The organism is Bifidobacterium sp. MSTE12, assembly GCF_000513015.1.
In the GTDB taxonomy this organism is placed as follows: Bacteria; Actinomycetota; Actinomycetes; order Actinomycetales; family Bifidobacteriaceae; genus Bifidobacterium; species Bifidobacterium dentium.
The window spans coordinates 82,378-104,141 of record NZ_AZYA01000039.1; the positions used below are offsets into that span (position 1 = coordinate 82,378).

At 61.6% G+C, this 21,764-nt stretch carries 12 protein-coding genes; 4 read left to right on the forward strand and 8 right to left on the reverse strand.

Features of this window, described 5'->3' with window-relative positions; translation table 11 throughout:
• Positions 1–83: 83 nt before the first annotated feature.
• Positions 84–4,097 (forward strand): DNA-directed RNA polymerase subunit beta', encoded by a 4,014-nt coding sequence (locus HMPREF1494_RS10110; protein ID WP_003839011.1) that lies wholly within the window; start codon positions 84–86, stop codon positions 4,095–4,097.
• A 108-nt stretch (positions 4,098–4,205) separates the two neighbouring features.
• Here the strand turns inward: HMPREF1494_RS10110 and HMPREF1494_RS10115 are convergent, their stop codons facing one another.
• Positions 4,206–5,318 carry a hypothetical protein gene (locus HMPREF1494_RS10115; RefSeq protein WP_034522652.1) on the reverse strand — a complete coding sequence of 371 codons (1,113 nt, stop codon included), beginning with the start codon at positions 5,316–5,318 and terminating at the stop codon, positions 4,206–4,208.
• Positions 5,319–5,533: 215 nt separating this feature from the next.
• On the opposite strand from HMPREF1494_RS10115, the gene HMPREF1494_RS10120 reads away from it, so the two are divergent.
• Positions 5,534–6,124: an FHA domain-containing protein gene (locus HMPREF1494_RS10120; RefSeq protein WP_033489393.1), complete on the forward strand. Its 591-nt coding sequence runs from the start codon at positions 5,534–5,536 to the stop codon at positions 6,122–6,124.
• Between the two features lie 130 nt (positions 6,125–6,254).
• On the opposite strand, the gene HMPREF1494_RS10125 is transcribed toward HMPREF1494_RS10120, so the two are convergent.
• The 7 genes from HMPREF1494_RS10125 to HMPREF1494_RS10155 are packed head-to-tail and all read right to left on the reverse strand — an operon-like array spanning position 6,255 to position 20,389.
• Positions 6,255–6,980, reverse strand: coding sequence for a variant leucine-rich repeat-containing protein (locus HMPREF1494_RS10125; protein WP_034522654.1), 726 nt, complete (start codon positions 6,978–6,980; stop codon positions 6,255–6,257).
• On the reverse strand, positions 6,977–7,876 hold the full coding sequence (locus tag HMPREF1494_RS10130) for a PP2C family protein-serine/threonine phosphatase (protein WP_034522656.1): 900 nt from the start codon (positions 7,874–7,876) through the stop codon (positions 6,977–6,979). Before HMPREF1494_RS10130 ends, HMPREF1494_RS10125 begins: the two co-directional genes overlap by 4 nt.
• On the reverse strand, positions 7,873–10,263 hold the full coding sequence (locus HMPREF1494_RS10135) for a DUF3488 and transglutaminase-like domain-containing protein (RefSeq protein WP_034522660.1): 2,391 nt from the start codon (positions 10,261–10,263) through the stop codon (positions 7,873–7,875). The genes HMPREF1494_RS10130 and HMPREF1494_RS10135 overlap by 4 nt, the downstream gene beginning before the upstream one ends.
• Positions 10,260–11,480: a DUF58 domain-containing protein gene (locus HMPREF1494_RS10140; RefSeq protein WP_003841110.1), complete on the reverse strand. Its 1,221-nt coding sequence runs from the start codon at positions 11,478–11,480 to the stop codon at positions 10,260–10,262. Before HMPREF1494_RS10140 ends, HMPREF1494_RS10135 begins: the two co-directional genes overlap by 4 nt.
• 13 nt (positions 11,481–11,493) lie before the next feature.
• Positions 11,494–12,816, reverse strand: a complete 1,323-nt coding sequence (locus HMPREF1494_RS10145; RefSeq protein ID WP_034522662.1) for an AAA family ATPase — start codon at positions 12,814–12,816, stop codon at positions 11,494–11,496.
• Between the two features lie 10 nt (positions 12,817–12,826).
• Positions 12,827–18,928: an Ig-like domain-containing protein gene (locus HMPREF1494_RS10150; protein WP_034522665.1), complete on the reverse strand. Its 6,102-nt coding sequence runs from the start codon at positions 18,926–18,928 to the stop codon at positions 12,827–12,829.
• A gap of 48 nt (positions 18,929–18,976) precedes the next feature.
• A complete protein-coding gene (locus HMPREF1494_RS10155) occupies positions 18,977–20,389 on the reverse strand; it encodes a serine/threonine-protein kinase (RefSeq protein WP_034522668.1) in 1,413 nt (470 codons plus the stop codon).
• A gap of 485 nt (positions 20,390–20,874) precedes the next feature.
• Between HMPREF1494_RS10155 and HMPREF1494_RS10160 the strand changes: the two genes are divergently transcribed.
• Together HMPREF1494_RS10160 and HMPREF1494_RS10165 are read left to right on the forward strand one after the other, a co-directional pair.
• The gene (locus tag HMPREF1494_RS10160) at positions 20,875–21,369 is read left to right on the forward strand and encodes a nucleotidyltransferase domain-containing protein (protein WP_003839031.1); all 495 of its coding nucleotides are present in this window, start codon (positions 20,875–20,877) and stop codon (positions 21,367–21,369) included.
• The gene (locus HMPREF1494_RS10165; RefSeq protein ID WP_003841116.1) at positions 21,366–21,740 is read left to right on the forward strand and encodes a HepT-like ribonuclease domain-containing protein; all 375 of its coding nucleotides are present in this window, start codon (positions 21,366–21,368) and stop codon (positions 21,738–21,740) included. The genes HMPREF1494_RS10160 and HMPREF1494_RS10165 overlap by 4 nt, the downstream gene beginning before the upstream one ends.
• Positions 21,741–21,764: the final 24 nt, after the last annotated feature.

Sequence of the window (21,764 nt, forward strand, 5' to 3'; positions counted from 1 at the left end):
CGCCCCGGAGGCAAACGTCGCCGAAGCGTGGCGGTCCCCACGAAACGTGAATAATCAAAAGAAACGATAGACAGGACAATAGAGTGCTGGACGTCAACGCATTTGACAAACTGAGGATCGGCCTGGCCACCGCCGACGACATCCGTAACTGGAGCTATGGCGAGGTCAAGAAGCCCGAGACCATCAACTACCGTACCCTGAAGCCGGAGAAGGACGGTCTGTTCGGCGAGCAGATCTTCGGACCTACCCGCGACTGGGAGTGCGCCTGCGGCAAGTACAAGCGCGTGCGCTTCAAGGGCATCGTGTGCGAGCGCTGCGGCGTGGAAGTGACCAAGAGCCGTGTGCGCCGTGAGCGCATGGGCCATATCGAGCTCGCCGCCCCGGTGACCCACATCTGGTTCTTCAAGGGTGTGCCGTCCCGACTGGGCTACCTGCTTGACATCGCGCCGAAGGATCTGGAGAAGGTCATCTACTTCGCCGCCTACATGGTCACCGGCGTGGATGAGGAACAGCGTCATCAGGATCTGCCCGATCTGCAGGACGAGTTCGACACCGAAATCACCAATCTGGAGAAGCGCCGCAACGCCGAGATCGAAGATCGCGCCAAGAAGGTGGAAGCCGATCTGGCCCAGCTTGAGGCCGAAGGTGAAGCCAAGGGCTCCGCACGCGCCAAGCTGCGCAACAGCGCCGAGCGTGAGATGGCCGCCATCCGTACCCGCTTCGACGAGCAGATTCAGCGTCTGAACGCCGTGTTCGACCGCTTCAAGAACCTGAAGCCGGGCGACATGGAAGGCGATGTGGACCTGTGGCGTGAGATGGAGGATCGCTACGGCGATTACTTCGAAGGCTGCATGGGCGCCGAAGCCATCAAGAAGCGTCTGCAGGACTTCGACCTTGACGCCGCTGCCAAGCAGCTGCGCGAGGAGATCGACACCGGCACCGGTCAGCGCAAGGCCCGTGCCCTCAAGCGCCTCAAGGTCGTCAACGCCTTCCTGACCACCGGCAACAAGCCGGAGGCCATGGTGCTCGATGTGATTCCGGTCATTCCGCCGGACCTGCGCCCGATGGTGCAGCTCGACGGTGGCCGTTTCGCCACCTCCGATCTCAACGACCTCTACCGCCGTGTGATCAACCGTAACAACCGACTGAAGCGACTCATCGAGCTCGGCGCCCCGGAAATCATGCTCAACAACGAAAAGCGCATGCTCCAGGAAGCCGTTGACTCCCTGTTCGACAACGGTCGTCGTGGTCGCCCGGTGACCGGTGCCTCGAACCGCCCGCTCAAGTCCCTGAGCGACATGCTCAAGGGCAAGCAGGGCCGTTTCCGCCAGAACCTGCTGGGTAAGCGAGTGGACTACTCCGGTCGTTCCGTGATCGTGGTCGGCCCGTCCCTGAGGATGCATCAGTGCGGTCTTCCGAAGCCGATGGCCCTCGAGCTGTTCAAGCCGTTCGTCATCAAGCGTCTGGTGGACCTCAACTATGCGCAGAACATGAAGAGCGCCAAGCGTCTGGTGGACCGTGGCGATTCCGAGGTGTGGGGCGTGCTCGAAGAGGTCATCGCCGAACATCCGGTGCTGCTGAACCGTGCTCCTACGTTGCACCGTCTGGGCATCCAGGCCTTCGAGCCGATTCTGGTCGAAGGCAAGGCCATCCATCTGCCGCCGCTCGCCTGCGCCGCATTCAACGCCGACTTCGATGGCGATCAGATGGCAGTGCATCTGCCGCTGTCCGCCGAAGCTCAGGCCGAAGCCCGCTCGCTGATGATGGCGTCCGACAACATTCTGAAGCCGGCGGACGGTCACACCGTGACCATGCCGAGCCAGGACATGATCCTCGGTCTGTATTACCTGACCACCGTCATCGACGGCGCCAAGGGCCAGGGCCGTGTGTTCTCCTCGCTGGAAGAGGCCGAAATGGCCCTTGACAAGCACGAGATCGACATGCAGGCCAAGGTGCTCATCCGTCTGCCGCAGGACTTCGTGCTGCCGAAGGATTGGGAGCCGAGCGAGCTCAAGGTCGTCGACCCGGAACCGGGCAGCCCGGACGTGGTGAAGGAAGAGCGCTTCCACGACGGTTCCGTGCTGTTCGCCACCTCCTACGGCCGTATCCTGTTCAACAGCACGCTGCCGCTGGATTACCCGTTCGTCAACGATCAGGCTCCGAAGAAGCGTCTGAGCAAGATCGTCGACGACATCGCGACCCGTTATCCGACCGCCCAGGTGGCCGCGACGCTGGACGCCCTGAAGGATATGGGCTTCACCCGTGCACCGTGGTCCGGTGTGTCCTTCGCGTTCTCCGACGTCATCCAGCCGCCCGAGCGTGACGAGTACATCGAAAAGTACGAGGCCGAGGCTGACAAGGTCAACGAGAACTACGAAATCGGTATGCTCACCGAAGAGGAGCGCCGTCAGGAACTCATCGACCTGTGGACCAAGTGCACCAGCGAGGTGTCCGAGGCGGTCGAGGAACACTTCGACTCCAAGAACAACCTGGCCATCATCGTGCAGTCCGGTGCACGAGGAAACATGATGCAGATCAACCAGATCGCAGGTATGCGAGGCCTCGTGGCGAACCCGAAGGGCGAGATCATTCCTCGACCGGTGAAGTCCAACTACCGCGACGGTCTGTCCGTGCTGGAGTACTTCATCTCCCAGCACGGTGCGCGTAAGGGCCTGGCCGATACCGCACTGCGTACCGCTGAATCGGGCTACCTGACCCGTCGTCTGGTGGACGTCTCCCAGGATGTGATCGTGCGCGAAGAGGACTGCGGCACCAAGCGCGGCCTGCCCATGAAGGTCGGCGAGCGTGACGAGAACGGCAACCTCGTGCTCGTCAAGGCCGCTGATGGCGGCCCGTACTCCCGCCTGCTCGCTTCCGATGTGATCGATCCTGCCGACGGCGAAACCGTGCTGTACAAGGCGGGCGACGCGCTGTCCATGGATGTGCTCAACGACCTTGTCGCCCACGGTGTGGAAGAGGTCAAGGCCCGTTCCGTGCTGACCTGCGAATCCAAGCGTGGCGTGTGCGCCAAGTGCTACGGCTGGTCCCTGGCCACCAACAAGCTGGTGGACGTCGGCGAAGCCGTCGGCATCGTGGCTGCACAGTCCATCGGCGAGCCTGGTACCCAGCTGACGCTGCGTTCCTTCCACTCCGGCGGCGTCGCATCCGCTTCCGATATCACCCAGGGTCTCCCGCGTGTTACCGAGCTTTTCGAAGCCCGTACCCCGAAGGGCGAGGCTCCGATCGCCGAGTTCCCGGGCGTGGTGAAGGTCGAAGACACCGATCGCGGTCGTCAGGTCACCCTGAAGCCGGACGACGACTCCGTCGAGCCGATCGTCTACCCGGTGACCCGTCGCGCTCCGATGCTGGTCAAGGACGGCGATCATGTCGAAGCCGGCACCCAGCTCATCGAGGGTTCCGTGGATCCGAAGAAGATCCTGCGCATCCTCGGTCCGCGCGCCGCTCAGGTCAACATCGTGGAGGAAGTGCACACCGTGTACCGCTCCCAGGGCGTGGATATCCACGACAAGCACATCGAGGTCATCGTGCACCAGATGCTGCGTCGTATCACCGTGATCGACTCCGGCGACACCGACCTGCTGCCGGGCGAACTCGTGGACCAGGCACGCTTCAAGGCCGCCAACATGGAGGCCGTGAAGAACGGTGGCAAGCCGGCCGCCGGCCGTCCGGAGCTGATGGGCATCACCAAGGCTTCGCTGGCCACCGACTCCTGGCTGTCCGCGGCCTCCTTCCAGGAGACCACCCGCGTACTCACCGAAGCCGCCCTGAGCCAGAAGGTCGATGACCTCAAGGGCCTCAAGGAGAACGTCATCATCGGTAAGCTCATCCCGGCCGGTACGGGTCTCGCCCGCTATCGCAATGCCGTGGTCGAGCCCGACAAGGCCATCCGTGACACCATCTACCCGAACTTCGGTCTGGGTGGCGACGAAACGGGTGCCGACTTCGGCGACGCCGATCTGTCCGATGTGGACTTCTCCAACATCGACTTCGGTGATTTGAAGCTCGGCGACGACTTCAACCCGGATGACTTCCTCGACGATAACGGCGGTCAGATGGATCTGGGAGACACCCTCTGATCCGTGGCGCCGACGGCGATAACTGATTAAGGCTGGGCCCCGACCATGCAGATGGTCGGGGCCCAGCCTTAATCATAGGGGAGGATGCTCGCGGCAGCGGCCGCTCAATCAGTGGGCATGATCGGCGCCATCCGTCAAAGCGTCATACAGAGAGCGCAAGGAATCGCTCAGGTCGGCTTCCTCTGCGGAATCCTGCAACGCTTGGCTCAACGTGCTCACGCTGCTGTACGGCGCCTCCAGATTGTTGAACTCGTCGAGCAGGTCACGGAACTGCTGGTACTGCGTGGTGCCATACTGCAGCGAGCTGATATCGCCGATGGCCTGCATGCTGGAGATGATATCGCCGAGCTTATCGACGTAATCGCCAAGATCCTTGCCATACTGTGCGATGTCCTTGTTCGGTGACTTGGAGACATCGTCGAGTGCGGCCTTACAGGCGGACACATACTCACCGTACTTGGTGTAGAAGCTGTTGTCGTAAGAGCTGACGCTGGGGCTGCTGTTGCAGGCCTTCGCCGCTTTGGAGAGCGATTCGCCGGATTCGATCATCTCGTCGACGAACTTGATGTATGTCGCGGTCTTCTTCTTATACGCCTGATATTCCTTATTGACGGTCTCATCGTTCATGACCTTCAGGGATTCGAACTTCGCGTTGTCATTCTGGAGGGTCTTGAGACGGTCCTTGAGACGCTTCTTGTCTGTGTCCTGGAAGGAACTGCTGCCGTATGCGGACAGATAGGCGTCGCGCAGCTTCTCATTCACGCTCGCATAATGCTTCTGCATGGTGAGCACCTGATTCTCTCCGGCCGTGTAGTCGGCGGCGGTGATGCGTTTCGACATAATCATCGTCACCACTACGGCAAGAACGACGATGACGGCGATCACCGCCGTTACGATGCCTACGATCAGGCCGGTCGCCGGCTTCTTCGCGGCGCTCTGCGGCATGGGCTGCCCGTACGGTTGCCCCTGCATGAGAGGGGTTCCCGGCTGACCCGGCACGCCCGGCCGACCCGGCATCGGCTGCTGATACTGCGGAGCCGTTTGCTGGTACTGCGGAGGCGTCTGTTGATATGGCGGCATCGGTTGCTGGTTGGCCTGAGGCTGTGCCGGCTGCTGGGGCTGCCGGTCCGCCGTGCTTGACGTTTGCGGTTGAGGCTGTGCATGGGATGGCGTCCGAGCGCTGTTCGGTTGCGTGCCATCGGTAGGAAGTTGGTCATCCATAAGAGAAATCCTTACTGTGTATCCTCTGCTTCTTCGTATGCAAAGTCACATATTTCCGAATATTCAAAAATATTTCCGTAATGACTAGCATTGTTCCAGCATAGCCCTTCAGCGCCGCAAAATCAGGTAACATGCTGAACGAAGTCGTTCCGAAGAACATGTCGATACATGAATTGCGCTATCGTTATGGGTCTCTTGCACATACAATGGAGCACATGAGCTTTCTACCTTACCCACCGCCGCCGGAACCTGGCTGGTATGACGATGACGTTACCGCACTGTCCGGTGCAATCCAATCCGAATCTTTCGAACGAAGGCAGCCGATGCAGGACGGGTCGGCGCTGAGCATGCAGCCCGTGGCGGATGTGCAGGTCGCAACGATGCAGACCGAACCGTCGCAGGACGATTCGGAAGACCAGAGCATCGAAGATTGGGACAGCACGGTGCTGTCGTCCGCGTTCACCATGAAGCAGCCGGATCACGTGTATCTGCTGCACAATGACATGACCGGCCAGGACGTGACCGTGGACATCAGCACATTGCTGGGGCGCAAGCCGTCCGCCGATGTGCCGGAAGGTGCCAAGTCGGTCAGGCTGGAGGATCCGACACGTACCATTTCCCGCAATCATGCGGCCATCAGCTTCGATCGGGACGGAAGTCTGTGGATTGAGGATTACGGTTCGCTGAACGGTACGTACCTCATCCAAGACGACGAAGAGATCAAGGTGGAAGGCAGGCCCATGCAGCTCGAGGCGCCGGCCACGCTACGTATCGGCGATCAGTTCTTCTCCTTCGAAGAACGCTAGCCTACATCATTCGAAACGTATCGCCTTGGGTGGCACCGGACGAAAAACCACTGCAATGCATGATGGTTGCTCCCGCCGGTACCGCCCAAGGCGATACGTATGCATGAGTGCGCATGAATGATGGTCGGCCTCACTGCCTAGTGCGCAAGGCGGCGTTGATGGCCGGATCGTTCAACTGCGCCAACCATTCCAGCAATGCCGGATAGGTGTTGGGATTGCGTGCGATGCAGGCACGCAGCTCCGGCGCGTACTGTGCGATCTGTGCGATCTGCATCTGATCGGTGGTGGTCAGTGCCATTTGCGCGGTGAAGCCATACGGATTCCGTGCAATCGGCTGCTGCGGCTGTGGTTGCGGCTGCTCCTGCACAGGTTCGGCATAATCCGCCACCTCGGACAGATCGGCAGGATTGGTGTAGGGGTCAAGATATTCGGTCGAAGTGTCGGTGATCGGCTGGTTTTGATGGATCGGCTGAGCCTGATGGACTGGCTGAGCCTGATTGTCCTGCACTGCAGGTTGCTCTTGCGCGGACCGTACGAGCTGTTCCTGAATCGGCTGTCGCTCCTGCGCAAACTGCCGCTCCTGCACCGGCGAATCCTGCACCGGCGAATCCTGTGCCGGCTGTTCGTGTGGCGCCACTGCGGTCTCAGGTACGGCATAGCCGCGCTGGATCACAATCTGGCGTGCACGGTCGTCGCCGAACTGGGCCAGCCAGCGAATCAACCCGGGGTATGCGCGCTGATGCGCTGCGACATTCGCCCCGAATTCCGGGTTCTCATAGGCGATCTTCGCCAGGAATGCGGGATCGGCGTTTGGATCCTGCACCGCCGCGACCGCGGTATCGTAATCAACCATCATGATCTCCTTACATCAATGGTTCGTAATGTTTGTAATGTGCCGTCTTGTAGATCGCCGATGTCTTCATGCTCGGCGAGTTTGCCGACCGTCCACTCCCGCCCGATGGGCGAAGGTGTGATCATGTCGACTACCACCACGGTCACGTTGTCGTTGCCACCGGCCCGCAGCGCCGCTTTGACCAACGCGTCGGCGGCGGTCTGAGGATCGTTGTCGGCGGCCGCGATGGCGGCGAAACGTTCCTTGTCCACTTCGGCATGCAGGCCGTCCGAGCAGATGATGAAACGTCCGAAGGCATCCGCCGCGTAGTAATCGGGTGCGATGCCGTTCGGCGCTCCGATACACTGCGTGATGATGTTGCGCGGGATGTTTCGCAACGCCTCCTCGGGCAGCATCTCCCCGGAATCGATGGCGTTCTGGCGCTCCGAATGATCGCGGGTGATGCGGGTAAACGTGCTCGCATCCCAACCGCCGTCTTCGGCAGCGCACATATGGTAGGTGCGTGAATCGCCGATGTTGACGATATAGCAGGAATCGTTGCCGTCGGCGATACTGTTGGCATCGGCTGCATGGGCCGTCATGTCATCGATATCGGCAGGCATGATCACACCGGAAATCGTGGTGCCGGCGATGCCGCCCAACGATCCGCCCAATGCCAGCACCTCACGTTGCGCGGCATTCAGCGTCTCTTCGATATCATGCCGGTTGCGCGCGGCCTTGGCGCCAAGCTGCGCACAATGGCGCACCACTGCCTCGCTTGCCCGCTCGCCGCCCATGCCGCCGCCCATGCCATCGCATACGACGAATATGCCATGCCCGGCCAAGGCATTGTCCTGATTGCTGGCGCGACGCAGTCCGATATCGCTGTTCAGGCCGGTCACGATACGGTTCGCGTTCATGAGCTCCGCCCTTTCCCGTGCCGTCGGATGTGGAATACGTCCGCGAGCGACAGCCTGGCTCTCCACCTCCGCGCAGGAGGCAGGGATCCGAGTATGGACCGGCGCACCACATCGATGTTCCGCCAATACCGTTGCACATGCTCTTCCTGCACCGTATCGCCCGAAAACGCCGCGTAATCGGCTTCCTTGCCCAATGCGAGCAGTGAGACGGCATCGACGTTAAGCTGTCGGCCGATGGCCTGCGCCTGATCGCGACGGGTGCCGTCGACATCGAGTCCGCTTTGCCTGGCCAGGGCGGCGACGGATTGCCATCCCGCGGCTACACGCTGACGTGCGTCGCCATGTCTGCGGGCCCGTGCCAAGGCGATCGCCTTGATGCCGAGCAGCAGCGCACAGATGGTGAGTAGCGCCCAGAGCGGGCTTCCATAGATGGCCACCTTTTTGGCGATGCGCTCGAAACGTTGCCAGAACAGGTTGGTAGGGGATTCGTCGGCCTCGCTGCCGCCGATCGATGACTTGCCCTTGGCCTGATTGTCGTCACGAAGCGGGTCGGTAAGCGGCACCGGAGGCTGGCGTACCAGCGTCTGCGGGTTCGGCGGAGTGAGATTCTGGTTTTCGTCGGGAACCTTCGTCTCCTTCGGTGTGGGATAGAACGACACCCATCCGTAGCCGTCGAGCTTGATCTCCACCCATGCGGTCACGTCATTGCCGGTGAATTCGGTGGTGGTGGACTTGCCGTGCCGTTCGGTGCGTTCCTCGCTGATGTCGCCTTCCTCGTTCTTCGGCAGGAATCCGAGCACCACACGGCTGGACAGACCCAGACTGCGGGCCATCAGCGCCATCGTGGAGGCATACTGTTCGCTGTCGCCCACCATGGCGGTGCCGGCAAGGAGCTGATCGATGCGATAGTTGCCGTGGCCGGGGGAGGATGGATAGTCTCCGGCCAGACCATGCGAGAACCAGCCGGATTCCTTGAGCTCGTTCGCCAGGGCGAGGGCCGCCTCGCCGCCCTTGGACCGGCCGCCAGCCACTGCGGTGGCGAGCCTGTCCACGCTGTCGGGCACGTGCTGCGCCTGCGGCTGGCTTACCGAGGAGGCCTTGGCCTTGCTGATCTGGCTGTCGGTGGGCACGGCGGGCATGATGCCGGTTTCCGTGTAGGTCAGGCCGGCGGTCGTCTTGGACGCATAGATGGCCGAATGCGTGGCGGTGTTGTAGTAGAACGAGTCGGCATCATCCTCATGCTCGAACGTCACGCCGGAGGCGGTGCCGGTCATCGGCAGCCAGTAGTCGCTCAGGCCCCTGTTCACCGTGAACGTGGCCGCGAACTTCCTGCCCTTGACGTTGTTCCTGATAGTGGTGCCGACACGATGGTAGTTCGATGAATCGGCGGCCATCGTGGAATCCGAAAGATTCCACACATTGCCGTCGAAACGGTCCATCACGGCCAGACGGACGGTGGAGCCGGCCGGCAGGTCGGTGACGGTCAGCAACGTATCGTCCTTATGATTCTTGATATAGGATCGCATGCCGCTCAACGGGCTTGTGTAATCGTACGGGCTTAACGGCGGGTCGTAATAGTCTCGCAGAATGATTCGGTCCTGCGGGATCGTCAGACATGCGCCTATCGCCAGTGCAGCCGAAAGCGCCACGATGATCGCGGAGCTGATCCAACGGCCCAACTCCAGCAATCCCCAGCGAGCGCTCACCCAAATCATCAACACGATGGCAACGGCGGTGCCGATGGCGAAACGATAGTAGCCACTGGCGGTGCCGAGCAATGCGCAGATCGCCATGTTCGCAATCACCGGAATGATGGCGATCATGGTGAGACGGCCGTCCTGCGCGACGGCGAATATGCCGGTCAGCAGTGCGAACCACAGGCAGATCGTCCATACGGCCAGCAGACTGCCGTTGGCGGTGCCGGTAGGCGGGTCGATCGACAGTACGTACTTGAACGATCCGAGCATGGACGTCCATCCTTGCGTCAACGTACGCAAGGTGGGTATGACGTGTGCGATGGTGGTCTCGTTCAGCAGGAGAACGGGTCCGATGACGAGTTGCGCCAGTGCCATGAACAGGGCCTGCCACCATAGTCGCAACGCCTCGACGGTGCCGGCGAGCGCCACCAGACAGCCGATGGCGGTGGCTGGCACGGCGGCGACGGCCCATGCGGCTGGTGAGCCATACACGTCGATGAGGTTGCTGGCGATGGCGAGCGTGAGCAGTGCTGTCGTCAGAAGACTGGCGAACTGCCGGCTTGCCGGGCGGTGTGCGCTGATCAGCGGCCGCTGTTTGCCGCTGCGGGTCATCCAGACCACCGAATGCGTGGAATCGGCCCACGATCCGGTGAAGGTATGGCTTTGGTCGGGAATCGGTGGGAAGGTCATGACAGTACTCCCATGATCATCGGCAGATCGTTCAGATCGCCGACCGTGGCCAGGATGAAGTTCGGGAATCTTCGTATGGCGCGTTGTTGGCTGACGGCTGCCTGCAGTACTACGCAGGTCGCTGAGCGTGGCAATGCGAGCGCCATATGCTTGATTTCGTCTACGTCTTTGAGTCGGCCGACGGTGAAGTAGTAGAACGAGGCATCGGCGGCGTAGTCGAGTGTGCCTTGCGCAAGGTTCGGATTGTCGTCGAGATCAGGTTCGATGGCGCTGCAGGAGTCCAGGAACGTCGTGGCATTGCGGGGCGTGGTGTGATCGTCGCCGGCGTGTGCAGTCAGCGGGCGGTCCTGCAGCAGGCACTGCACGCCGATGGAGGCGTGGATTGACACGGCCAGTTCGAATTCCTGGGCGTCGGTGTAGTCATCGGGATTCACGCTGATGCCTACGGCGGTGTCGGTGCGTCGTGTGGCCTCGTATTGGCGGATCATCAGCGAGCCGGTTTTCGCGGAACTCAGCCAATGTACGTTACGCACATCGTCGCCCGGCTCGTATTCCCGCAAACCGTAGAAGTCGAGATCATCATCCACGATTTCGCCGCTTGGCTGTCCTTCCAAGTCACGTTGGATGCCGGCATTCAACGTATTGAGCATGACGGTCGGCGGGTGAATGAATACCTGGATCTGGTCGACGAGCCGTTTTTCGTGGCGTACCAGACCGAACGGGTCGCCCTTGCGGATCGACAGCGGGCCGACCGGCAGCACCGCACGCGCCATGGCGGTGAATTCCACGTCGGTCTGGCGCGACTGCCCGGCCGCGAGCATCGGGATGGTGAACCGTTCGTGGTTGTCTCCGATCGGCAGATCGCCGCGTGCCGAGGCGGTCGGTGTGTTGCCGGGATTGTCGACGGCCACCCTCACCTGCACCGTGTCGCCTACGGTCACACGCCTGTTGGACACATCGATGGATGCGGAGAATGACGTGTTGCCCAACGACATCACTACCGCGGCAAGCAGCATCAGCGCGTATGCCGTTGCCATGGCAAGCAGTTCATGCCAACCGAGCATCGCGAACGCGGCAGACGTGGCTACGGCCAATACGGCCACCATCCATCCCACCGGTGAAACGTATGAGGTGAACAGACGCTTCAACCGGTGTCCGGTACGGCGCAGGAACCGCATCATGGTTCGTCTGCGTAGCGTTGTTCGGGAATTTCGCATCGGAACCGTCTCCTCAGGCGCCCAGGGTCGGGGCCGGCACTTCCTCGAGAATCTGCGAGATCATCTGCTCCGCCGTGGCACCGGCGAATGTGGCTTCGGCGGTGAGCGTGATGCGGTGTGCGAGCACGGAGACCGCCAGATCCTTCACGTCGTCGGGCACTACATAGCCGCGATTGTCGGCGGCGGCCCACACACGGGCGCAACGGGTGAGCGCCAGCGCGCCTCGCATGGAGGAGCCCACTTGGATTCTTTCGTTATGTCGGGTCGCTTCGACCAGGCGAACGATGTATTCGATGATGGCGTCATCGAGGCGTACGGTCTCGCTGATGGCGCGCATGCGCAGCACGTCGTCGCCGGAAAGCACGTGATGCACGGTGGCAGCGCGGTCGGTGACGTTGACCTGACGCAGAATGTCGACGCTCACCTCATGGCTTGGGTAGCCGACGGTGGTCTTGATGAGGAATCGGTCCATCTGCGCTTCAGGCAGCTTATAGGTGCCGAGTTGTTCGATCGGATTCTGCGTGGCGATCACCATGAACGGCTGCGGTACGGCATGGGTCACGCCATCGACGGTGACCTTCTGCTCCTCCATGACCTCGAGCAGTGCGGACTGCGTTTTCGGTGAGGCGCGGTTGATCTCGTCGGCGAGCACGACGGAGGCGAAGACCGGGCCCTCACGGTATTCGAATTCGCTTCGCTTCTGGTCGTAGTAGGTTACGCCGACCACGTCGGACGGTAGCAGATCCGGCGTGAACTGGATACGCTTGAACGACATGTCGATGGAATTGGCCAGACCTCGCGCCAACTGGGTCTTGCCGGTACCCGGATTGTCTTCGAGCAGCACATGGCCGCCCACCACCATGGCGGTGATGCATTGGCGAATCGGGCCGTCCTTGCCGACCACCACCTTGGAAACGTTCTCCACCAAGGCGTTGAACTTGTCATGGAATTCGACGATATCGGCGCCGGCGGCCGGCATCATGCCGGTATTCAGGGTTTCCGGCATGATGCCGGCCGACGGCTGCCGACGAACCTGCTCGGAGGCGGCCGGCTGCCGTTCGGTTGTTGCCTGCCACGATGCCATCCGCTCGGTCGGGGCGGCGGTATCCGGTGTGACCGTGATGGTTGGGGCGGCGGTCGGTGTGACGGTCGGAGCGTTCGTCGTCACCGGGGCCGTCGTGCCATGCGTGCCCAATACCGTACCGTCCACGTCGGTGGACTCATGATGTTCGATCCCGAGGCGTTCCGGCAGCTTCGGCATGGTGAAGCCTTGCTTTCCGTGCGGTTCGTTGCTGCGCTCGCTCAGCTGGGTGGCATCGTCGAATGCGTTGCTCATGGAATCTCCTCTACTGCTTATTGCCTACGAATGATGGATTGATCGGCGGGCGGCCGTGGAACAGTCGGATTTCCCTGATCCAGGGATGGTCGTGATTTGCCTGCCTCGGCAACGTCGTCAATGCCGAATGTCCTTTGGACCCGCCCCGCGATTCGTCGGTGCCGTCGTCGAAGGACGTCGATGTGGATGGACTGGTGCCGGGCGAAGGGGTTGGCGGAGCGTGATACCTGTCGCTGTCCTTAAGCGGGGTGGGACTCTGCTTCGTGCTGTTGACCGCCTTGTCGGTGGTGCCTTCCACCTTGACGAGCCACGAGTACGAGAATCCCTGTGGCAGCGCCGAGGCGTCCAGCGTGGTCGTAAGGCCCGGATGCCATTCGAACGGATACTGCTTCTTGGATTCATCCGACAGGACGATGGTCACGGTCACGGACTGGTTGTAGGCGTTCACGGCACCGCCCTCGACATGGATGACATTGGCGTCTGTATCGTCCCAACGCAGTGACGGCAGGGCGATCACAGACTGGACCTTGTTGCCGATTTCGCCGTTGCTGGCCTTCACCGGATCGCTGGTATGGCCTTTGAAGGTCTGCCACACGGTTACGGTGCCACAGCTGCCCCAATGTTCAAGAGGATAGGTGACGCTGAGGCTTGCGGTCGGCATGTTGTTCTGCTTCGGCACGTTTACGATGAAGCCGTCATGATGCTTGCCGGCGGCGTTCCACGAAGCCACGCAATGGTCGCCATCGGGCACGACCCTGACATCGGCCGGCTTGTCGGGCTTGACGTCAGGGGTGATGGCGTTACCCTGCGCGGTGACGGTTCCGGCGTATTTGGTGGTCAACGTGATTTTCGGCGCGAGGCTTTGGTAGTACCAGTCTTCGGCGATGTCGAAGGTCGCGGAAACGTCCGACGATCCGCATGCCATGCCGGCGTCCCTGCCTGCGAAACTCAGCGTCACGGCTTCACAGCCGGCATTGCGCATGTTGCCAAGCTTGCCGGAGACGATGATCTGATCGCCTTGCTGCGTTGCGGAGACGGTCGGCTTGTCGGGAACTCCCCGCGGTGCGGTGGCGTTCGAGGCCTGGGACGGCTGGCTCCAGTTCACCCTGTTCCTGGCCCGCACGGTCGCACTGACGGACATGCCGTCCGTGATGGCGTTGTTCTCGAGATTGAAGTTGATGGCGTTTGCGGAGGTGGTCTCCTTCTTGGATACGCCACCGCCGGTCAGGGTCACCTCATATTCGGTGACTTCCGAGAAGTTGCCTTTCGGCACCGACCATGTCACGGCCACGATGTTGCCGTTGGCTTCGGCCCTCACGTCTTGCGGCGCGGAAGGTATCTTATCGGGTTGCCCGTCCACGGCATTCGATGGACTGGACCATCCGACTTCGTTCTGCGCCATGACGGTGAACGAGTACTTCCTGCCGTTGGTGAGCCCCGTCACCTGGCATGTGGTCACCGTGCCGCACGATTTCTCTCCGGAGGAGTCGCCCGTCCACGAGACCTTGTATTCGGTGATCGGGCTGCCGTTCGAAGAACCCGCCGTCCAGCTCAGATTCACCGCGCCATCCTGGGCATCGCCGGCGATGGGGGAGAGCAGCGGGGCGTCCGGCTTGTCCGTCACCGAAACGCTGATGGTTCCAGTGACTTCACGTTCCTTGGTCATAGTGGCGTCGCGCACGGTCACGATCACATGGTTCGTGCTCGCGCCGATATCGGAGGCCGCCGCAATCGTTATCATTCCGTTGGCGGGGCAGTCCACCGCCAGCTTGGCGGAACCGTCGGCCTGACATCCCGTCACGGTAAGCGCGGTGTCGGGGAACGGATTGTAGGCGTCGCCAAGCACGTTCACCTGTTCGCTTGACCCAGCCTTGACCTTCAGGGCCTTCGCGCCGATGCGCGCCATCGGCCTGGTGGAGGCCACCACGCGCACGGTCACACCGGCCTGCACGGTGCCTTTCGAATACGAGATGGTGATCGGCACGCTCACCGTGGTTCCTGGCGTGGCCGTCTTGTCGGCGCTCACCGTCAGTTTGCCGTCGGCGCTCACGTTCGTGGTCACCTGGTCGGAGGAGACTCCACCGGCATACGTGTATTCCTTTTCGTCGTCATACAATCCCGACGGCGAATGCGTCAAGGCGGTCAGATCGATGGTGGTGGAGCCCTCACCGGCCACCACGTCCACCGTGGAGGATGAGAAGGTGGGTGCGGGCACGTCGCGGCCGATCACGGTGATCGGCAGGGTCAACACCGCCGAATTGACGATCTTCACTTTGCCGTTTCCGGCATGCTTGCCGTCGACCGCGGTGAACGTGATCGAAGCGGGGCCTGCATAATCCTTCGGCGCGGTGAACTTGAGCGTCTGATCGTTCACATACAGGTCGTCATTGTCGGCCTTGGTGGCGCTCACCGAATCGGCGCCGTCCACGTAGGCGGTCTTGCCGGCGCCGACACGTACGTAATCGGCGATGTTGATGGTGATCGTCTCACGTGCGTTCACCTTCAATGCCGGTGCCTTCGGACGCAACGTCGGCGGAAAGACGCCGTATGCCGGTACTTGGATGAATGCGGTGGAGGTGATGTTGTATGTGGTGTTCGTCACCGTGTAGGGCACCGCACGCGCCTCATCGGTCAGATCCACCGTGATTACGGTGGACGTTCTGCCGCCCTTCGTCCGCGCATGGTCGGCGGCGGAATCGTCCACGCCGACCTGCAGCTCGTCGGCGGTGCCGGACGGGTTTGCGATCCATTGCGACACATCCACGTCGACCGACTTCTTATCGATCGTTGCGGAGGACGGCACTCGGTAATCGTAGGCCGATGGCGGTGCGATGGCCGCGTTCTCATCGACGTTCACCGTCAGCGTGGCCGTGTCGGCAAGGCCCGCCTTGTCTTTCACCGTGTAGATGACGTAATACGTTCCCGCCTGCTTGGGAGTGGTGAACGCAAGCATGTTGTCGTTCACCTTCACGCCGTCGATGCCCTGAGATTCCACATTGCGTTCGACGGTGAGGTTCGTGTTGTCGCCGGAGATGTCGTTCTGCGCAACCGGCACGGTGGCCGCGGTGTTCGGTCGTAGCGTGATCTCGTCGTCACGCGCGTACACGCCCGAATCGGTGCCCGACTTGAAGACGCCGACACGGATCTGCGCCTGTGCGCGCTGACCGGTCCAATCCTCGACCGCATACGAGAAGGTGTCGGTGCCGGAGGAATCCGCATACGCCTCATACACCAGATAGGTCGCACCGACCTCGGTAATGCGGCCCAGCTGCGGCGCCTTGTTGCCCAGACCCAGTAGCTGGTCGTCGTCGCCATCGGCGTCGATGCCGGTCAGTGTGATCGGAATCCGCACTTTCCGTCCGGCGGCCACCTGCGCATCCACGTCGGACGGCGTCGGCGCGCTCTTGTTGGAAGCATCCTTCTGATGCACGGTGAAGGTGATCGTTCCGGAGGCGGCGTTGCCGAGGTTGTCCTTGACGGTGTACGTCACGGGGAATGTGCCGGCCTGGTCGGAGGCCTGATAGCGTACGGTGTCGCCGGAAACGAACACCAGTCCCTTGAACGTGCCCCTGTCATACTGCAGATTGTCCTGCAGGCTTACCGTGGTGCCGTCGGAATAGGTGACGTGGTCGAGCACATCGACGGATACGATGCCGTCGGTACGTACCTGTGCGTCGATGTTGTCGGCCTTCGGCACGGAATTCGCGGTGGTCAGCGCCGGCGGCTGCAGCACGATGGTGCCGGTCGACGTTCCGGCCGCGTTCGCCACGCTGTAGGTGAGCTGCACCGGTTTGGTCGGCACCTGGCGGGCGGTGATGTACACGCGCTTGTTGCTCACCACGCCGGTTTTAATGCCGCTGGCCGCATCGGCCTTCACGGAGGTGACCGACAGCACGCCGCCCATCGGATCGATATCGTTGGCCAGCGGCTCCACGATGGCGGTGTTGTCCGCTCCGAGCAGCGCCACGTCATTGGCTGCCACCGGTTTGGCGGAATCGCCTGTCACGGCCTGCACTTCCACACGAGCCAGACCGGTTGCGGGAATCGACCCCTGCGTAATGGTGTATGGCACATAGTAGGTACCTGGATTCGCGGCGGTGAACGTGAACGACATATCCGTCGCGTTCATGGTGGTCGAAGCTCCGTTCGGCGTCTCCACCGCGGTCAGCTGCGCCGGTTCGGCGGAAGTGCCATGCACGTATTGTTGAAGCGATACCGTGGTGCGTGCATCGGGCGTGGTCTGCTTGACCACCGGATCGATCGCAGCCCCCAGCGTATTGGCCGGTTTCACCGAGAAATACAGCGTGCCGGTGCCGGTCTGCTCGCCGTCGGACACGGTTACCTCGACGCTCGCCCTGCCGGATGTCATCGCGCCGGCGTTGAACACCAGCTGGCCGTCCGCGCGCGTGGAGACCGTCACCTGATCGGTGTTGGTCGGTACCGCGGCGACCAGTGTCAGCGGATCGCCATCCGGGTCGGAGAAGCTGCCCAGCGCGTTTGCCGTATATGTGGCGCCCTGCTCCACGTCGATTTCCGGTGGCGTATCGGTCTGGGCAGGCGCATGGTCGATTCCGTCGGTGATGTTCAAGGTCACGGTGGCGCTCGACGTCTGGCCCCGACCGTCGCCGATCTCGTAACTGAACGTCACCGTGCCCGCTCCTGCGGAAGTGGCGTTCAGTTGCAGGTACCGACCGTCGTATACGGGCGAGACGGTGACGTCACCGCCGTCCGGTGCGCTCGCCGAGGTGATGCGCAACACCGAACAGTCGGTCTGTTCATCGTTGCGTAGCACGTCGAGAATCTGCGACGAGCCGGCTCGTGCGCCGAACGCATCGTCCTGCGCCTTGATCTGACCGGATTGCGACGAACAGGTCTTGCTGAAATTATGCTGATTGTTGGCGCTGTCGGTGCTCTGATCCTGTTGTTTCGTCTGCTGCGTCTGCACCTTGTTCCACTGGATCTTGATGACCTTTACGGATTCCTGTGGATTCCACACGTTGCCGTTGACCACGTCGTTGAGCACCGTCAGACGATGGTTGGCGCGGAACACGAGTTCGGAGGTGGCATTCACGTTCTGCAGGGATGTGAATTGCGGATGGCCGTCATGCGCCGAGCACACGCGCAGATAATTGTTCGCCTTCTGGCTCCATGCGGCGGATACGCAACCGTTGGTGGACACGGGCTGTGCCGCGTCGCCCTTGCCGGAATTGGAGATTTCCACGGGCGTCGGCTTCCTGGACTGCAGATCGACCGTGACCAGACCGCGCTGACCCGCGGCGGCCACCCAGCCGCTCTGCCTGTCGTCCGTGGGCGGTGCCTGGAGGACGAGCGTGCCACTCATCGAAACTTCCGCACTGCCGTTCGGCCAGTGAATCGCATTGCCGGAAGTGAGTACGGGGGTATTTGCCACCACGGTGAAGGAGTCTGCCCGCAATCGTTGGTTCGCGCCGATTTCCGCCACTTTGCCGGGCGTCGCCTGCGGTCCGTCCATTTTCAGAATCGCGCCGTCGGACTGCCGGTAGCCGTAGATCGCACCGTCGTGGGTCACGGCGATTCTGCCGCCCGTCCCGAGCTTCATCTTCGGCGACGCGGTGGTCGGGTTCACGGATTTCACATCGGATGAGGCACCCGCCCACACGTTGCCGGTCTTCATGTTGATGAAGGCGATGGTATCCCCGCCGATCAACGTCTGCATATCCGCCTTGATGGTGGTGTCGCCGTCCTCGCTGACGGTGGAGGCCGCGATATAGCTGGCCTTCGTTCCCTCCAGAATCACGGTGTCGCCGTTGTGCTGGGCTACGTCGAACCGTGCCGCGGATGAGGAGATGCCCGCGTCGGTGTCTTTGACCTTTACGTTGAACCGCGCGGCCTTGCGGTCCTTCAGTGAAGTGATCCACACGGTGCCGTCGTCAAGCTGCACGTGCTGCTGGGTCACCGAACTGATGATCAGCGCGCCGGCCACGATGCCCAACAGAAGCATCAGCATGATGATCGGTGTGATCCACTGTCGATTGCCGGACGGCATCAGCCTGCGCAGCATCGCGCCGATCTTGCGGGACCTCTCGTATGACTGCGAGGTTGCGGTCCGTCTCGGATGCGCTGATCTGTCCATGAGTCTTCTCCGGTTCTCTCGTGGCGAATGCGGTGTGACGGTGGTGCGTTACGGCTTGGCCGCGCAGGCGATCGTCGGATTCTGCGACATCCGCCGATCGGCTCGGATCAGGCTCACCTGAATGCAGGTCTGTGTGCCGTCTCCCGCCGGGACTTCGACCTGCGTATCTTCCGTGGTGGCCGCCTGCGCGTTCGTACTCGTCCCGGAATCGCCGACAATGGACCACGCGTAGGAATCGCCCTTCTTCGGATCGGGATTCACCCAAGTGAAATTCACCTTGTCGCCGTTGTATTGGCCGGCGAGGTTCTCCACGGAAGGCACGACCGTCGTGGCGATGTCGTCATCCTCATCGTCATCGGTACCGGTGCCGCCATTGCCGTACCCCTTTGTGGTGGGGCTGATCCGCGCATGGCCGTTATCGGAGACGGAATCCATGCGAGGGGCCACAATGAAGGCGAATACCAGTGCGACCACGGTGATTGCGGCCACTGCGAGCGTACCGATGACGACGGGTTTCACCCATGTCTTGGTGCGGCCGGAGTCGGATGCGTCATCCGTGCCGTGCGTGTCCTGGCGTGAGGGGAGGTCCTTCGGATACTGTGGCACGCCTTCCACCGTGGTCGGCGTGGCATGTCCGTACAGCGCGTATTGCACCCGCTGCATGGCGCGGGCGAAATCGAGTGCGGAATAATACCGCTGATCGGGATTCTTGTCGAGCGCCTTGCGCAGCACCTGCTCCACCTGCGGCGGCACCTCGGGGCGGTTGAGCTTTGGCAGAGGCTTGCTGACGACCGTCATGGCCAGCTCCTGCTTGTTGGATACACGATAGGCGTATTCGTACGGCGAGCGGCCGGTGATCGTGGCGAACAGCGTGGCGCCCAGCGAATAGATATCGGAAGCCTCATTGCCTCCGCCGACTCCGGAAATCACCTCCGGCGGGGCCCACGGCAGCGAGAAGCCGGTCGTGCGATGGTCATAAATCGAGGCGGAGATGCCGAAATCCGACAGTACCGGCATGCCTTGCGCATTGATGAGCACGTTGCTGGTCTTGATGTCTCGATGGATGATGCCCTTGCGATGTGCGGTAAACAGGGCGCTCGCCAGATTGATGCCGAGATCGAGCATCTGGTCGGCATTGAGCGTGGCCTTGCGCAAAGCGTCCCGATAGCTGCCGCCGGGTGCGAATTCGAATACGGTGTAGCCGAGCCCGTTGCCGGTCACGCCGGATTCGAAAATCGAAAGGATGTAGGGGTGTGAGGAGATCTGCGCCATGAAATCGGCCTCGGCGCGAAAGCGCGCGGCCGCTCGCGGATCCAAGGACTTGTTGCTCACCTTGATGGCGACCGGGCGGGCAGGGGAGCGCTGTTGGTACAGATACACCGTTGCCTCGGAGCCTGCACCCAACTGTCGCACGAAATCGTAGCCGGGTATCCGCGGCGGAACCGGTTGTGGAACCTCCATGCCTTGTCCTTCTGCTCTAGGCCGTCGTGCGGCCACTCTGCTCGATACTCTAGGATGTGCGCCTCACCAACTGACCCCTGTCGATACCGATTCGGCCGTATGTATGCTCCATGCGGCGGCGCTTTGCCGTCACGAAGGGGAATAATAGGGTTGGCTGCACGGCGTGATGGATAAGAGGGCGGATTGCGTGCCTTGCTTCGACTGTGGTGCGAAGCATGAAGGCGATTCCGGATGCCGCATGCATTGCGGTCATCCGTTGGCGTCGGCAATGCCCGATGCGACGGTGCTCGATGCGACTGCCGACGATTTCGTGATGCCGCCGGCATCTGTGCCGGGTGGCGGCGCAGTCCCCGTTTTCACTCCTCCGCCACCCGCAAAGAAGGGTGGAAAGGGGAAGATTGTCTCCGTCATGACCGAGAGCTGGCCGCAGTGTTTTTGTCTTCATCATCACAGTATAGCATGTATGCTATATTGATGGTGTGGCGATGATTGATTCACTTAAGGCGCGACGCATGGATTGCGGGCTAAGCCAACAGGCGGTAGCGGAGGCGATGGGTACGACGCAGTCGGCGTTGTCCCGGGCGGAGCATGTCGGCAATCCGACGCAGGATTTTCTGCAACGCTATGATGAGGCGCTGCGCAAGCTGATGCGGTCCGACAGTGTGGTGGATGTCACCACGGTGAAGTTCATCATCGAGCGGATCGCCAGGGAATACGGGCTGGCGGAGGTATATCTGTATGGTTCCGTGGCCCGAGGTGAGGCGGACGCCGACTCCGATGTCGACCTGCTGTATGTGACCGCACAGGGAGTCCGTCTCGACATGATGCGGATGGCGGGATTGAAGGGCGATCTGGAACGGGCGTTTGGCAGGGAGGTGTCGTTGACGTCGTTGGACGCATTGCGTAGGAATGCGAAGATCAGCCGTGCAAGCAGGCGTTTCTACACGCATATCCAACCGGATATGATCAGGGTGGCATGATGATTCGGCGTAAGTATGGAGATCAGCGATTCCGGGACGAGACGAATCTGATCCGTCTTGTGGAGCATCTCGAACGTGCGCATCGCGACGCTTCCGCCGTCGCTTCGGCGCAGGAACTTGAGGGCGACTATATGCGGTTCAACTCCGTGGCCATGGATATGGTGCAGGCGCAGGAGTCGGCACGGAAACTGTCGGACGAATTCCGCAATGAGACTCCCGAACTGCCATGGAGTGAGCTGCGTGCGTTGCGCAACGTCATCGTGCATCAATATGACGAGATCGAATCGTATGCGCTGTATGAATCCGCCACGACAAGCGCCCGGCATCTACTGTCGAGACTGCGTCCCTACGTCGATGCCATAGAGGACTGAAATGGTCGAACCCACGATGATGCG